We start from the raw sequence: 15,056 nt of genomic DNA, 5'->3' as shown, positions 1-15,056 counted from the left end.
GGCCTGCTCAGTAGCTCTTGGGCAGGCCCAGCACGCGCTCGGCGATGTAGTTGAGCACCATCTCGCGGCTGATGGGCGCGATGCGGGCGATCATCACTTCGCGGAAGTAGCGTTCGACGTCGTATTCCTTGGCGTAGCCCATGCCGCCATGGGCCAGGACCGCGGCCTCGCAGGCATTGAAGCCGGCCTCCCCGCCCAGGTACTTGGCCGCATTGGCCTCGGCCCCGCAGTCGCGACCAGCGTCGTAGAGGGCCGCAGCCTTGAACGCCATCAGGTTGGCGGCCTCAAGTTCGGCCCAGGATCGCGCCAGGGGATGGGCCACCCCCTGGTTCTGGCCGATGGGCCGGCCGAACACGATGCGCTCCTTGGCGTAGGTCGCCGCCTTGGCCAGGGCCGCGCGGCCCAGGCCAACGGCCTCGGCGCCGAACAGCACCCGCTCGGGATTCAGTCCCTCCAGCAGGTAGTAGAAGCCTCGCCCCTCCTCGCCGATCAGGTCGCCCGCGGGGACCTCCAGGTTGTCGATGAAGACGCTGTTGGACTCCACCGCCTTGCGGCCCATCTTCGGGATCACCGTGGCCGAGATCTTCGAGCGGTCGAAGTCGGTGTAGAACAGGCTCAGTCCCTCGGTGGCCTTCCTCACCTGATCCTTCGGCGTCGTGCGCGCGATGATCAGCATCTTGTTGGCCCGCTGAGCCATGGTCGTCCACACCTTGCGGCCCGAGATCACATAGCCGTCCTTCGTGCGCACCGCCCGGGTGGTCAGGCTGGTGGTGTCGAGTCCCGAGTCTGGCTCGGTGATGCCGATGCAGATCTTGTCCTCGCCGGAGATCAGCCGGGGGATGGCGCTCTGCTTCAAGGCTTCGGACCCGAACTTGGCGATGGGCATGGGCCCGAAGATGTTCAGATGCATGGCGCTGGCGCCGGAGAAGCCCGCGCCAGACTCCGCCACCGCCTGCATCATGATGGCCGCCTCGGTGAGGCCCAGGCCCGCGCCACCAAGCTCAGTCGGCATGGCTGTCCCCAGCCACCCGCCGGCGGCCATGGCGGCCACGAAGGCTTCGGGGAAATCGCCTGTCTCGTCAGTGCGCCGCCAGTACTCGGCGTCGAAATCGGCGCAGACCCGGGCGACGCTGTCGCGGATCGCCTGCTGTTCGTCGCTCAGCCAGAACGCGCTCATGATCACCGTCCTATTTGTTCTCGAACCGCCCCGGATCGAGCCGAGCGGCATAGGGACCAAGGTCCCCCTCCGTCACGCAAGCCACGATGATCTTCGCCACCAGCGGCGCCAGCAGCCATCCGTTGCGCCGCGCGCCCACCGCCAGCAGCACCCCGTGGTGACGGCCACGCCCAACCATCGGCAGGCCGTCCGGGGTGGCGGCCCGGACACCGGTCTGGGCGGTGATCCTGGCGTCCCTCACAGAGGGGAAGAGGCGCGCGCCGGCCTCCTGCAATCCAGCCACCTGATCTGCCTCGATAGCCAGGTCTCCCGCGCCAACCTGCATGGTGGCGCCCAGGGTCAGGCCGCCCGGCGCGCGGGTGACATAGGCGCCTTCGCCCCGAACGACGATGCCGTCATAGGGTGCTCCGTCGGTGCGCAGGATGTGGCCCTTGATGGGGGCGAGCCGTCCCAGCAAGGGGGCCATGACCGCCAGGTCGCGCCCCAGGCCGGTGGCGATCACCAGCCGCTCGGCGCCTTCGAAGCCGTCGGCGGCGCGGGGGTGGAAGCTGACACCTGCGGCTTCGGCGGCCTTGCGCAGCGCCACCAGGGCGGCGCCGGCGTCGATGCGCCAGTCTTCGCGGGTCAGCAGGCCGTGTCCCAGGCCCGGCGCGAGCCCAGGCGCCAACCCCACCATGGCGGTGCGCGACAGCTCGGTGGGATGCAGGCCCAGCTTGCGGATGCCGGCGTCTGCGGCGTGCAGGAAGGCGGCGTCACCCACGGCCATCGCGCCGGCCCGATCCACCGTGATCCCGATCCGCGCCTCCAGAGCCGGCCACAGGTCGCGGGCCGCCAGCATCAGATCGAAGTGCGCTCGCGTCTCGGCGTCCAGCACAGCCTCGAACACCGGGGCCAGCATGCCGGCGGCGACGGCCGAGGCGTTTACGCCCTGCGGGAACGGATCATAGACCGCCACCAGCGCCCCGGCGTCGGCCAGGGCGAGGGCCGTCGTCAAACCGAGCGCGCCGGCGCCCGCGACCGTGATCCTCGGCTTGCGGCTCATGGGTCTAACCAGCGGGCTTCGGTCGCGAAATCAAGTCATTCTCATATCGAAGGCGAGGCGCCGCGCCGGTAGCGGGCGACGCCCAGGTGGAACAGACCGACCGCGATCGCGGTGTAGACCACCGCTCCGAACACCACCACCGCCAGGGCCTGGCCGCTGGGATGGCGCACCATGCCCATGGGCGCCAGCACCACGAAGCCGGCGGGCAGGATGGTGAAGGCGATGGTCTTCACCGCGCCGCGATAGATCGAGCCCGGATAGCTGGAGAACAGCAGCATGAAGTCGGTGAGCTCGCGGGCGAAGCTGCGGGCGCCTGCCGCCCAGAAGGCCAGGCTGGCGAAGCTGATGCTGGCGCAGACATAGACGGTGGTCCCCGCCGCGATGGCCAGCAGCAAGGCGGGCAGATCGGCCCATTCCAGCTTCGCGAAGACCCCCAGCACGAAGATCGCCCCCGCCAGGTCGCCCCAGGCCGTGGCGATGCTTTCCCGGGCCAGCAGGCGCGGGATCAGGGCCTTCGGCTGGGTCAGCAGGGCGTCCAGTTCGCCGCGCAGCAGGGTGGCGGCCAGGTCGCGATAGCCGCCGAAGAACACCCCGGAAATCCCCACCACCGACATGGTCAGGCCAAACAGCAGGGCCATGTCCTGCAGCCGCCAGCCGCCGATCGAGCGGAACCCTGCGAAGAACAGCACCCACAGGGTCAGGAAGAAGATGTCGTTGACGATCATGCCCCCCACCTGGATCGCGAAGTTGCCCCGGTCAGAGAAGGAGGTGCGGATCGCCGCGGCTGACTGGGCGGCGTAGAGGCGCAAGCTGCCGATCATACCCCGCCCTCCCGCAATACCTTGGCCAACCCCGCGCGCCACAGCGCCAGGCACAGCAGGCTGAGCAGCACGATCCACAGCGCCTGCCAGGCCGCCGCCTGCAGGAACATGGCGCCTGACGGATGCAGCGCCTGGACACCGGCCCAATAGAGGTGGGCGGCGAAGGGCGTGGCCTCGGCGATCTTCCGCAGCCAGTCGGGATAGAGAGTGATGGGGGCGAATAACCCGCCCAGCAGGAACATCAGCTTCTGGATCACCAGCATCACGGGCAGGATCCGCCGGGTCCAGAAGGCGCAAAGCCCGGCCACCGCGTAGAGCAGCATGCCCACGGTCACGGCCAGGACGCCCAGGACGAACAGATAGGGATAGGTCGCGGCAGGCGGTCCCTGCCGGCCGGTCACCAGCAACCAGGCCACCGCTGTGACGCCCAGCGCCGCCAGCCGCACCAGGGTCCCGCCCAGACTCTGGGCCAGGCTCTGCAGCAGGTAGAACTTGGGCCGCAGAAGGTGGGGCTCAAGCCCTCCCGAACGGATGTCGTCCTCGAACCTCAGGTGAACGGAGGGCAGCGACAAGGTGATCCACTCGGTGGCCAGGACATAGAGCACAAGGCCGCCGGCCGGCAGGGCGATGGCCCCGGCCACGCGCTCGTCCGCAACCTTGTCCCACAGGGCCGAGAGCACGGTCATGATCAGGATGTAGAACAGGCAGCGCCCGGCCAGCACCGTCCAGCCGGCCATGGCCTGGCCCGCCCCGATCCTCAGAGCCACCGCCGCGGCGATCAGGTCACGCCGCATGGGTCGAGGCGTAGATCTCGGCGATCACCTCCTCCATGGGGGGATCCTCGATGGTGACGTCCTCGATGCCACCATCGGCCAGGGCCGCGGCGATCACCTGCTCCACACGGGTGAGCTTGGTGTCCACCTCCAGGATGGTGGCGTGGGCCTCCGAGGCGCGGCGCGTGACGCCCGGCAGATTGAGCGACACACCCTGCCCCGCCGACTGGAAGGTGATGATCTTGCGCCCCAGGAACCGGCGGCGAAGCTGGTCCGTCGGCTGGTCGACCACGATGCGGCCCTGGTTGACGACGATCACCCGGTCGCAGACCAGCTCGATATCCCGGGTGTCATGGCTGGTGAGCAGCACCGTCTGGCCGTGGTCGCGGGCGTGCTCGCGGATGAAGTCGCGGATCGCGGCCTTGGCCGTCACGTCCAGGCCGATGGTCGGCTCATCCAGGAACAGCAGGTTGGGACCGTGCAGCAGGCTGGCGGTGATCTCGCACCTCATCCGCTGGCCAAGCGACATGCGGTGGACGGGCTGGTCCAGCAGGTCGGCCAGGGCGAACCGCTCCGTCAGTTCCCCCAGCCGCCTGGCGAAGGGCGCGGCTTCCTGGTCGTAGATGTGGCGCAGCAGGGCGAAGCTCTCGCGGGCCGGCAGTTCGCCCCACAGTTGGGAGCGTTGACCGAACACCACGCCGATCTTGTAGGCCAGGGCCTTGCGCTGCTTCCAGGGCGTCAGGCCCAGCACGCTGGCCTCGCCCGAGGACGGCTCCAGGATGCCCGACAGCATCTTCAGGGTCGTGGACTTGCCCGCGCCGTTGGGGCCGATGATGGCGACGCGCTCGCCCACCCCGATCTCGAAATCGATGCCGGCGACGGCCTCGACCGTCACATGTTCAGGGGAGAAGGCCTCGAAGAAGCCGCCGCGCCGCTTAGCGTAGCGATAGGCCTTGGAGAGTGACTTGACGGTGATGACGGCGGACATGGCGGGCTTCGATTTCTGAGAGGGTCGATGGGTCTGGCGGAGAGCACGTAAGCGGCGTCGGAGCCCAATTGAGCTCTTTGCCGCACGGCATCTGGCCAAACAGATTGGTCATCGTCTCAGGTCGTTGAAGCGCGCGAACAGGTTCGCGGAACGGCGTCATGCATAGACGGCGATTCTGGAATTCACAACCGGGGCGCAACGAAAGCTGCAACCTGTGTGGCTTTCACGCACGCCTATGCCTCAGGCGCCGGTTCCAGCGCCCGCAGCATCGCGATCTGCGCGCCCCAGCCGAAGGGCGTAACCGCTAGGAAGATGAGCGCCAAGACAGCCTCCGCTGGACTCGGGGCCCATTTCCCCATGGGCAGGATCGCATTCAACCCCTCGCTCAATGGAAGTGTCATCACATGCGGGACCAGCACCACCACCGCCAGCGGCAGCAATGCCGCGCGGGTCAGACGCCAACTCACCAGGGGCGCAATCCCTCGTCCTAGTCCGGCGCGCGGCGCAAGCAACATCAGCCGGCCAAACACGTAGAGCATCGCGCAGGCGAGCAGGGCGAAGAAAGCCGCCATCGCGGTGACGCTGTCGGTCATGTTGATTGCGCGGCTGCCGACGAAGGAGACCAGCTCGAAGGCCAGTTCGACAACGACGAGCAGGAGCATAGCCCCCAACACCCTGATTTCCACTGCGCCGAACTGAATACCAAGGGGTCCAAGCGCAAGGTCCGTCCGCCCAGGCTCAAGTGTCTGCCCGCCCAGCCTCCACGCGGCGCCCATGGCCACGACCATCAGCAGGAACAGACCTGCCAGACCCAGGAGGTTGAGGAACCCCATCTCCGTCCGAAAGCTCATCACGGTCACCCCGGCCACGAGGACCAGGAGGACAGCCGGCCCTGGCGCGCGACGCCAATAGCGGCCCCAAAATCCCCACGACTGCCGCAGCATCGGCCCGAGCGGAACGCGCCGGGCCGCGCGTCCTGCGGTAAGGTCATGCAGCGCCGCGCCGCCCACCAGAAGCGCGATCGCGAAAATCACCGTCAGCGGCTTAGGTATGTACGTCTCCATAACCAGAGACTCCAGCCCCAGCCGCCCGGTGTTCTTCATCTGCGGCGGAGCAGCCGGCACCTCGGCAAGTGCCGGTTCGACCGGCGACGTCCCGGCGACGGGGGAAGCTTCTGGCTGAGCCAGGGCCGAGCCAGGCGCAAGGCACAGGGCTATCGCCAGCAGGATCGCGCGCATGGATCGCCCCGTTCGTTTCCCCGCCGTGACGATGGCAGGCGCCGGATCGCGCCGCAACCGCCGGTTAGGTGGCTGAGCAAGCCACCCGGCCTTGCGCTACGAGCGTATGGTGGGCGGGAGACGCCGCTCATGGCGGCGAGGTCCTGCTGGCGCAGGCGGATGATCAAGGTCGCCTAGCGGCGGCGGAACAGGGCCTCCAGGCCCTGGATCACGTCCTCCATCAGCCCGCCCTCGGTGTCGGCGGGGTCGGCCAGCATCATCGAGGCCGCGCCGTGGCCGCAGGCCCAGACGGCGAGCGCCACCTTGTGGATCAGGTCGGGGTCGCGCTCCTGCTGGTTCGGAGAATTGGCGATGGCGGTCTCGATGACCGCGAAGGCCTTGTCGCGGGCGGCGGCCACCTCGGGATCGGCCAGGGCGGCGGGGTCGAACATCAGGGCGTAGAGCGCCGGCTGGGCGCGGGCGAAGCCGAAATAGGCGAGCGCCGTGGCGCGGATCGGAGCCTCTGCGGCGGCCGTGGCGGCGGCGCGCAGGGCGGCTTCGAACTCACCAAACCCCTCGGCCGCCAGTCCCGCCAGCAAGGCCTGCTTGGAGGTGTAGTGGTGATAGACCGAGCCGGGTGCGATCCCGGCCCGGGCGGCCAGGGCCCGCAGGTTCAACTTGCCGATCCCGCCGCTCTCCAGCAAGGCGCGGGCCTCGTCCAGCAGTTGGGCCCGCAGGTTGCCGACGTGATAACCCCGGCGCCGCGTCGCGCCCACGGACGGCCACGGCATCAGCGGCCCCTCCCCTGGCGCAGGTCGGCGGAACGATGGCGCATACGGACTCCCAAGAATAGGTGATCATTGTTCATCGCGTTTCACGCGATTGTCGAGGCACGATAGCCGTCGCAGTTTGCGGCAGCGGTTCTGGGAGGAGACGGCCATGTCGGGCGAGGTGCGGATCGAGATCGAAGCGCGGGCCGGCGGCGCGTGCGTGGCCCACGTCACACTGGACAATACGGGCAAGCTGAACACCCTGAACAGTGCGCTGATGAAGGAATTCGCCGCGCGGATCGGGGCCTTGGCCAAGGACGAACACCTGCGCGCCGTGGTGCTGACCGGGGCCGGAGACCGGGCCTTCATCGGTGGGGCCGACATCGACGAGATGGCGGGTCTGGACGCCGGCACGGCGCGCGCGTTCATCACCCGTGTCCACCGATGCTGCGAGGTTCTGCGCGATCTGCCGGTCCCGGTGATCGGGAAGATCAATGGCTATGCCCTGGGTGCGGGGATGGAGGTGGCCGCGGCCTGCGATCTGCGGGTCGCCGCCGACAGCGCCGTTTTCGGCATGCCAGAGGTGAAACTGGGCATCCCCTCGGTGGTGGAAGCCGCCCTGCTCCCGTCCCTGGTGGGCTGGGGCCGCACCCGACAGATGCTGTTGCTGGGCGAGACCTTCAGCGCCGCCGAGGCGCAGGCCTGGGGCCTGGTGGAGGCCGTGGTCCCCGCCGCCGGCCTCGACGTCCAGGTCGAAGCCTGGATCGAGAGCCTGCTCGCCGCCGAACCCGCCGCGGTTCGCTTGCAGAAGGCGCTGATCCGCCGCTGGGAGGACCTGCCGATGAGGGACGCCATCGCCGCCGGGATCGACGCCTTCGAGGCCGCCTGGACCACCGCAGCGCCGGCCAAGTCGATGGCTGATTTCCAGGCCGCCCGCGCGGCGAGACGAACTAACCGTTGATCACCTAGGGCGCCGCCGCTAGCCTTTCCCTAACGACAGGTCGGGAAACGGAACAGATGGGCGCGGACTTCAAGGTCGCCATATTGGGCGCGGGCTTCGCAGGCCTCTGCATGGGGCTGAAGCTGCAGACCAAGGGCGAGGCGTCCTTCGTGATCCTGGAGAAGGCCGGCGGCGTCGGCGGCACCTGGCGGGAGAACATCTATCCCGGCAGCGGATGCGATATTCCCAGCCACCTCTATTCCTATTCCTTCGAGCCCAATCCCGATTGGCCGGAGATCTTTTCCGCCCAGCCCGACATCCTCGGCTACATCGAGGACGTGGTGCAAAAGCACCAGCTTTCCAAACACCTGAAGTTCAATGCTGAAGTGACTTCAGCGGCCTGGGACGATGACGAGTCGCACTGGCGGATCGGCCTTGGCGACGGGTCCACCCTCACCGCCGAAACCTTCGTCACCGCCTGGGGCCAACTCAACCGGCCCAAGGTTCCGCCCATTCCCGGCCGCGACGATTTCGCCGGCGCCGTCTTCCATTCCGCGGAATGGGACGCCACCGTGGACCTGACCGGCAAGCGCGTCGCGGTGATCGGCAACGGCGCCAGCGCGGTGCAGTTCGTGCCGGAGGTGGCCAAGGTCGCAGGGTCGCTCACCCTCTTCCAGCGGTCACCCAACTGGATCGTGCCGCGCATGAACCGGCCCTATACGCGGGAGGAAAAGGCCCGCTTCCGCGCCGAACCCGCCTACATGGCCAAGGTGCGCGGCGACATCTTCGAGATGGCGGAGGCGAGGCTGGAGGCCAAGCGCGCTGGGACCCTTCCCGTGGAGGAGGTTCCGATCCCGCTGGCCCACCTGCACGCCCAGGTCGCTGACCCCGACCTGCGGGCCAAGCTGACCCCAGACTACGAGATCGGCTGCAAACGCGTGCTGATCTCCAACGACTTCTACCCGGCGCTGACCCGACCCAATGTGAAGCTGGTGACCCAGGCCATCGCCCGCATGACCCCGCGCGGCGTCGTGGACTCGAACGGCCTGGAACACGAGGTCGACGTGGTGATCTACGCCACCGGCTTCGAGACCCGGTCCTTCGTCGGCGACACCGGCATCACCGGTGTGAACGGTCTGCGCCTGAGCGACGTCTGGATCGACGGGCCGGAGGCCTATCTTGGCCTGTCCGTCACCGGGTTCCCCAATCTTTTCATGCTGTACGGCCCAAATACCAACCTGGGCCACAACTCGATCATCTTCATGCTCGAGGCGCAGGCCGACTATGTGTTGCAGGCGCTCGACGCCATCGCGCAGGCGGGGCCGCTGTCGGTGAAGCAGGAGGTGGCCGACGCCTATAACGTCGACCTGCAGAAGGCGTTGGCGGTCACGCCCTGGGCCGGGACCTGCACCAGTTGGTACAAGACCGCCGACGGTCGCATTCTCAACAACTGGCCCCACACGGCGCGGGCCTATGCCCAGGCGGTGGAGCGGTTCGATGCCGAGGTCTATGAGGTGATGCGGGCGGTGGAGCCGGCCTAGGCGGCCACCGAAGCTCCGCCTTCGACCTCGGGCCCCGCATCGACCTCCAGCACCGCTTGCAGCGCCGCGAACAGGCGTCCGACCTCGATGGGCTTGGCGACGAAGCCATCCATGCCGGCGGCGGCGTACTCGGCCACCTGGTGGGCCATGGCGTTGGCGGTCAGCGCAATGATGGGCGTGCGCGTCCGTCCTTCGGCGACCTCGCGGGCGCGGATGACCGCCGTGGCGGTGGGGCCGTCCATCTCCGGCATCTGCACGTCCATCAGGATCACGTCCCAGTCCTGGCGCGCCCAGGCCTCGACGGCCAGCCGGCCGTTCGCGACGATCACCGGGTCGACACCGGCCTGGTGCAGCAGGGTCTTGAGGACCAGCTGGTTGACGGTGTTGTCCTCGGCGGCCAGCACCCGCAACGCGCCGACCTCCATCTCGATGGTCTCGACCTCACCCGCATCCGGCGCGGGCAGGACGCGGTCAGCCGCGCTCTTGGTCAGCGGCAGGGTCACGGTGAACACGGTCCCCTCGCCCGGCTTGCTGTCGGCGCGGATAGCCCCGCCCATCAGTTGAGCCAGCTCCCGGCAGATGGCCAGGCCCAGGCCCGTGCCGCCATAGCGGCGGGTGGTCGAGGCGTCCGCCTGCTCGAATTTCTGGAACAGGCTGGCCAGCCGATCGGGGGGAATTCCGATGCCCGTATCGGCCACGGTCAGGCGCAGACCGTCTGCGGAAAGGGCGACGCAGACGCGAACCTCGCCGGACTCAGTGAACTTCAGGGCGTTGGAGACCAGGTTGTAGAGGATCTGCCGCACACGGGTTGAATCGCCCACATAGACGCCGCGCGCGTCGGCCTCGACGGCGAGGTCGAAGGACAGGCCCTTCTTGTTGGCGATGGCGGTGAAGGCGGCGTGCGCACCTCGGGCCAGGTCGCTGATATCGAACTCGGCTTCCTCGAGCTCCAGCTTGCCCGCCTCGATCTTGGAGAGGTCCAGGACATCATTGAGGATGTGCAAAAGAGTCTCGCCCGACTGGCGCACCACGTCCAGGCGATCACGCTGCACCGGGCTGAGTTCATCGGCGGCCATGGCCTGGGCCATGCCCAACACCCCGTTCAGCGGGGTTCGGATCTCGTGGCTCATGGTGGCCAGGAAGGTGGACTTGGCCCGGTTGGCGGTCTCGGCGTCTTCCTTGGCCTGCATCAGGGCGTGTTCGGCCTCCTTGCGCCCGGTGATATTCTGCATGGCGCCGATGAGGCGCTGCGGACGGCCTTCCTCATCGGTCACCAGGCGGCAGGCGCCGCTTGTCCAGACCACTCGATCATCAGCACGGAGAATGCGGTACTCTGGCCGATAGGGCACGCCCTCCTCCTGGTGCCGCTTCCAGGCGGCCTCGGCGGCCGGGCGGTCACGGGGATCGATGGTGGAGTAGATGTCGCGGTACAGTTCTTCGTAGGTCTTGGCCTCGGTGAAGAAGGTGTCTTCGGCGCCGGCCTTGATCAACTCGCGGCGGACATAGTCCATTTCGTAGACATGGATGTCGGCGATCTCCATAGCCAGCGACAGGCGCTGCTCGGAGCGCTCCGTGCGCTCCAGCGCGTCAACCATGCTGGTGATGTCGTGGCTGGCGGCAACCATGCCTCCCACCTCTCCGCGGGCGTTCCGCCAGGGCGCCAGCTCGATGTTTGTCCACACCGGGCGCCCCTCTGCGTCCCGGCTCGCCAGGCGTTCCTTGCGGATCGTCTCCCCACCCAGGCAGCTGTCGTAGGCGAACCGCCACTTCTCGGCCCAAGGCGTGACCTCGAACAGGGTCAGGCCGACGACCTCCTCCGGCGTCCTGTTCACGCGCGCCGCCCAACGAGGGCTGCAGACCAAAATCCGGTGTTCGCGATCAGTCAGCACCACCGTGCCCGGGAGGGCGGCGATCACCGCCGAAAGCGTCGCCGACACGGCGTCGCGTTCGCGCAGGCTTTCCTCGCGATCGCAGGCCGCTTGAGCGCGCGCCCAGTCGTCGGCCACGAAGGCCCCCAGATCGGCTAGCCGTCCGGCCAGGTCGGGATCATAGGCGCGAACCTCCGCGCCAGCGACCGCCAGAACCCCAGGGGTCGCGCCATCTTCCAGGCAGATGGGGACCGCAGCGTAGAAGCGCAGGTTCAGAGGACCCGCAACCCACTCGGTTTCGGCAAAGCGCGGATCATCGCGGCCGTCCGCCACCCACAGCGGCTTGCCGGTCTCCAGCACGATCTGCGCGCCTGGATCGATGGGGTGTTCGCCGTTGGGATCGCGGCTGCGCCAGGCACGTCCGTCCTGGGTCAGGACGATCTGGGCGTCGACAGGACCAAACAGGGCCTTCGCCAGACGCGTGGCGCGGTCGCAGACCTCCTGGCTGATGTCCAGGCCGAAGGGGCGGACGACTCCCGCGCCGTGCAACGTCTCCCGCGCGTCTTCGCCAGTCATCAATCCCCCCGAACTTTCCGACTATTTTCAGGGAGATAAGTGTCAGATCGAGGTTAAGATGGGATTTATCCACCCCGCTAAACGCCAGACTCTCAGCCGGTTGCGCTGGCCGCCGGCCAGGACCAGCCCTCGAACTCAGCGGGGTGGATGAACTCCTTGCGGTACCAGGGTCGCTCGCGGGCGTCGAAGATCGAGACCAGCCACTCGGCGACCCGGGCGACGCGGGGCGACTTCGGGGCGTCGCGATGGTGGCACAGCCACAGGGTCCCGCTGGCGAGCGGCGGGATGTCCAGCATCACCAGGTCGGAGGTCAGGCGCAGGATGGCGGTGGGGATCGGACCGATGCCGGCGCCCCGCTCAATGGCGTGCAGCATGGCGGTCGAGGAGTTGACCACCAGGGACGGCGCGGCCAGCTCCATGAAGGCGCCGGTCTTGGCGTGCCACTGCCCCTTCTCGCTGACCTGGGCGGAGTGGGCGATGAAGCGGTGGCCGACGGCGGCCTCCAGGCGCGTGGGGGCCCCATACGTATCGATGTAGTCCTGCGAGGCGAACAGGGCGTAGTGCAGGGTGGCCAGTTCCGTGGCCGCCACATCCGGCTGGCCGCCCGGTGAGGTGAGCTGGATGGACAGGTCGACGTGGCCGTCCACGGGGTTCTCGGGATAGAATCCGCAGTCAAGAGCCAGGCGTATGCCTGGGTTTTCCTTCATGAAATCTGCGAGCTTGACCCCCAGCAGGAAGCCCCCAATTCCCTCCGGCGCGGCGATGGTCACCTCGCCGCTGTCGTGGCGGTCGGACTCCAGGGCCATGCGCTCGATGTCCACCGAGGCCCGCTGCATGGAGAGAGCCCGGTCATAGATGCGCTCACCGGCCCGCGTCAGGCTGACGCCGCGCAGACCACGGTCGAATAGCCGCACCCCCAGCCGTGTCTCCAGGTCGTCGATGCGGCGGGTGATCGTGGGCTGGCTGGTCCGCAGGCGGCGCGCGGCCGCGCCGAAGCTGCCGGCCTGGGCCGCCGCGACGAAGGTCTTGATGTCGTCCCAGTCGGCGCGTCCGCCGTCGTGATTGTCCATGCCACCCAACCCGTATCGTGGCGCCCCCATACGAACTTGGCGGCTGCACCCAGACAGTTTGACGCTCTACCAAAAGGGCAGTTCGCACAAGTCAGGTGACCAGGATGCCGAGCGCCGCCGATGCCACGATCCGCCCGCGAGAACATCTTGCGCGGCTGGGCCTGACGCTGGCGACGCCTGATGAAATCGTCGAGGGCCGCGATATCGCCGCCCGCACCGTCGGTCCCGCCGTCGCGACCGTGGAAACCCTGCAGGCCGTCCAGGACCGCAGCCGCTGCTCGGCCTTCAGCTACCGCGACGCCGATGGCCGACTGGCCGGCGTCCTCTGCATCATTCCTCTCAATCCGGCCGCCGCCCCCACCCTGGCCGCCGGCGTGTTCGACGGCGTCACACCCCCCATGCGGATGGTCGCCCGGCCCGCCGACCGGGTCATCGCGGTCTATGGCTGGGGCATGGCCGGGGTCACCTGGCGCGGCCGCGCCGTCGTGATGGCCGCGGCCTTGGCGATCCATCGCGAGATCTACGACACCGTCCCGCTCTATGGCCGCGCCGCCACGCCCGGCGGGGAGCGCACCCTGCTGCGCCGTATGGGGGCTAGGGCCGTGCCCGGCCCTGGCGGCCTCGTCGTCTGCCCCACCTGGACCGCCCAACGGAAGGTCGCCTGATGAACGCCAACGTCCGCATGCCGCTGGAGGCCCGGCCCCGAGCCGAGGTCGACGAGGGCCAGTTGGAGGTCGTGGTCTGCCGCACCCTGCCCGACCTGATGCAGGCCATGGCGGTCCGCGCCCTGGTCTATATGGGCGAGCAGGCCTGCCCCTATGACGAAGAGTACGACGGCAACGACTTCTCCGGCGCCACCCACCTGATCCTGCGACGCGACGGAGAGCCGATCGGGACCCTGCGCATTCGCTGGTTCGCCGACTTCGCCAAGGTGGAGCGGGTGGCGGTGCGCAAGGAGTTCCGCCGCGGCCGCGCCACTCTGATGCTGATCCTGGCCGCCAAGAAGCTGGCGGAGAAGAAGAACTACCGGAAAATCCTTGGCTACGGGCAGGTGCGGCTGATCCCCTTCTGGGAGCAGTACTTCAACGCCTATGTCCGACCCAGGCGCGACGGCTTTGTCGTTTCCGACCACGACTATGTGGAGATGGTGGTGGAGGGGGTGCCGCCGCACGACGCCTTGACCCTGGACTCCGATCCCTACGAACTGCTGCGTCCGGAGGGCGCCTGGACCGAACCGGGCGTGCTCGACAAGTCCGCCGAACGACTGGCCAGTAATCCCGGCAGGTTGTCGCGATGAGGAATTACCCGCCCGACGCCTCGGCCCTGGTCTGCCTCGACCTGCAGCACGAACGCCTCTCCACCGAGGGCGCGGCCGCGACGGCCGCTGTCTGCCGCACCGTCCTGGAGCAGGCCCGCCGCCGCCGCTGGCCAGTGCTGCATGTGCACGCCCGACACGGCGCCATGCCGGAGGGCCGGCCGATCACAGGACTGGAACCCCTGCCCTCCGAGGCGGTGTTTGTCCGCCAGGGGCCCTCGGCCTTCACAAACCGCACCTTCAGCCAGACCGCCCAGATCCTGGGCGGTCCCCTGGTGCTGATCGGCTTCTCCATGGCCGACACAGTGCTCGCCACCGCCTTCGCCGCAGCCGACCGCGACCTGGCCGTCGAGGTGATCGACGACGCCGTGGGTGGCGACCCCGCCAACCGAAAGATCCTGCTCAAGCCGCTGGCCGCCCTCGCCCCCCGGGCGCGCGTAACCAGTTCCCGCGAGCTTTTCTTCGAGGACGCCTCGCGGTTCGCCGCGGCGAACATGCCATGACCGATTTCAAAATCCCCTACAGCTTCCTGTCCGTCGAGCCGCCGCGCCAGCCATCCGAAATGGACCTCGACGACCAGACCGCCGAACTGCTGGAAATGGCCAGCCTGCTAAGTCCCAGGGACATGGCGACCCTCTCGGTGATCGTCCGCCGAGCCGCGGAAATCTCGGAGTCTGAGGGCGAGGAGGTAGCCATCGCCGTCCTCGATCAGATCCATGGCATCCTGGAGGGTCGTGTTTCAGACGCCTGACCACAATCAGGAATTGCAGCTACAGCATAGGTTACTATTTCCACACATCCCCGCTTTGGGGGTAATTCGCGTCTCAAGATAGTCATACTGCGGAATATGACGCTGCAATATTCGCGGGAGGCGAAATTTAACTCTAAGGTGCGGCCCTATGTCTTAGGTCGGACAAATTGGTGGTGGTGCGGCTTTTACGCGTGCAGAAAGACGCTG

At 68.0% G+C, this 15,056-nt stretch carries 15 protein-coding genes; 6 read left to right on the top strand and 9 right to left on the bottom strand.

The window, feature by feature from the left end:
- Positions 1-7: 7 nt before the first annotated feature.
- From AAC997_RS14740 to AAC997_RS14710, 7 genes are all read right to left on the bottom strand, one after another.
- Positions 8-1,177, bottom strand: coding sequence for an acyl-CoA dehydrogenase family protein (locus AAC997_RS14740; RefSeq protein ID WP_340646456.1), 1,170 nt, complete (start codon positions 1,175-1,177; stop codon positions 8-10).
- 10 nt (positions 1,178-1,187) lie between these two features.
- Positions 1,188-2,219 (bottom strand): FAD-dependent oxidoreductase, encoded by a 1,032-nt coding sequence (locus tag AAC997_RS14735; protein WP_340646455.1) that lies wholly within the window; start codon positions 2,217-2,219, stop codon positions 1,188-1,190.
- Positions 2,220-2,260: 41 nt separating this feature from the next.
- The gene (locus tag AAC997_RS14730; RefSeq protein WP_340646454.1) at positions 2,261-3,040 is read right to left on the bottom strand and encodes an ABC-2 family transporter protein; all 780 of its coding nucleotides are present in this window, start codon (positions 3,038-3,040) and stop codon (positions 2,261-2,263) included.
- Complete coding sequence (locus AAC997_RS14725) at positions 3,037-3,834, bottom strand: ABC-2 family transporter protein (RefSeq protein WP_340646453.1); 798 nt, start codon at positions 3,832-3,834, stop codon at positions 3,037-3,039. Before AAC997_RS14725 ends, AAC997_RS14730 begins: the two co-directional genes overlap by 4 nt.
- On the bottom strand, positions 3,824-4,801 hold the full coding sequence (locus tag AAC997_RS14720; RefSeq protein ID WP_340646452.1) for an ATP-binding cassette domain-containing protein: 978 nt from the start codon (positions 4,799-4,801) through the stop codon (positions 3,824-3,826). The genes AAC997_RS14725 and AAC997_RS14720 overlap by 11 nt, the downstream gene beginning before the upstream one ends.
- A gap of 233 nt (positions 4,802-5,034) precedes the next feature.
- Positions 5,035-6,039 (bottom strand): hypothetical protein, encoded by a 1,005-nt coding sequence (locus tag AAC997_RS14715; RefSeq protein ID WP_340646451.1) that lies wholly within the window; start codon positions 6,037-6,039, stop codon positions 5,035-5,037.
- A gap of 173 nt (positions 6,040-6,212) precedes the next feature.
- Positions 6,213-6,809 (bottom strand): TetR/AcrR family transcriptional regulator, encoded by a 597-nt coding sequence (locus AAC997_RS14710; RefSeq protein ID WP_340646450.1) that lies wholly within the window; start codon positions 6,807-6,809, stop codon positions 6,213-6,215.
- A gap of 148 nt (positions 6,810-6,957) precedes the next feature.
- Between AAC997_RS14710 and AAC997_RS14705 the strand changes: the two genes are divergently transcribed.
- Both AAC997_RS14705 and AAC997_RS14700 read left to right on the top strand, forming a co-directional pair.
- Positions 6,958-7,749 carry an enoyl-CoA hydratase gene (locus AAC997_RS14705; RefSeq protein WP_340646449.1) on the top strand — a complete coding sequence of 264 codons (792 nt, stop codon included), beginning with the start codon at positions 6,958-6,960 and terminating at the stop codon, positions 7,747-7,749.
- A 56-nt stretch (positions 7,750-7,805) separates the two neighbouring features.
- Positions 7,806-9,269, top strand: coding sequence for an NAD(P)/FAD-dependent oxidoreductase (locus tag AAC997_RS14700; protein ID WP_340646448.1), 1,464 nt, complete (start codon positions 7,806-7,808; stop codon positions 9,267-9,269).
- Here the strand turns inward: AAC997_RS14700 and AAC997_RS14695 are convergent.
- Positions 9,266-11,713, bottom strand: a complete 2,448-nt coding sequence (locus tag AAC997_RS14695; RefSeq protein WP_340646447.1) for an ATP-binding protein — start codon at positions 11,711-11,713, stop codon at positions 9,266-9,268. The two genes, AAC997_RS14700 and AAC997_RS14695, sit on opposite strands and share 4 nt — an antisense overlap.
- Positions 11,714-11,805: 92 nt before the next feature.
- Positions 11,806-12,783 (bottom strand): LysR family transcriptional regulator, encoded by a 978-nt coding sequence (locus AAC997_RS14690; RefSeq protein WP_340646446.1) that lies wholly within the window; start codon positions 12,781-12,783, stop codon positions 11,806-11,808.
- 104 nt (positions 12,784-12,887) lie between these two features.
- On the opposite strand from AAC997_RS14690, the gene AAC997_RS14685 reads away from it, so the two are divergent.
- The 4 genes from AAC997_RS14685 to AAC997_RS14670 are packed head-to-tail and all read left to right on the top strand — an operon-like array spanning position 12,888 to position 14,849.
- The gene (locus AAC997_RS14685) at positions 12,888-13,448 is read left to right on the top strand and encodes a hypothetical protein (RefSeq protein ID WP_340646445.1); all 561 of its coding nucleotides are present in this window, start codon (positions 12,888-12,890) and stop codon (positions 13,446-13,448) included.
- Positions 13,448-14,080, top strand: coding sequence for a GNAT family N-acetyltransferase (locus tag AAC997_RS14680; protein WP_340646444.1), 633 nt, complete (start codon positions 13,448-13,450; stop codon positions 14,078-14,080). The genes AAC997_RS14685 and AAC997_RS14680 overlap by 1 nt, the downstream gene beginning before the upstream one ends.
- The gene (locus tag AAC997_RS14675; protein WP_340646443.1) at positions 14,077-14,601 is read left to right on the top strand and encodes an isochorismatase family protein; all 525 of its coding nucleotides are present in this window, start codon (positions 14,077-14,079) and stop codon (positions 14,599-14,601) included. The genes AAC997_RS14680 and AAC997_RS14675 overlap by 4 nt, the downstream gene beginning before the upstream one ends.
- Positions 14,598-14,849, top strand: a complete 252-nt coding sequence (locus AAC997_RS14670) for a hypothetical protein (RefSeq protein ID WP_340646442.1) — start codon at positions 14,598-14,600, stop codon at positions 14,847-14,849. Before AAC997_RS14675 ends, AAC997_RS14670 begins: the two co-directional genes overlap by 4 nt.
- Positions 14,850-15,056 lie beyond the last annotated feature (207 nt).

This window comes from Phenylobacterium sp., from assembly GCF_037968635.1.
Taxonomy (GTDB): Bacteria; Pseudomonadota; Alphaproteobacteria; order Caulobacterales; family Caulobacteraceae; genus Phenylobacterium.
This window is presented reverse-complemented; position numbering and strand designations above follow the sequence as displayed.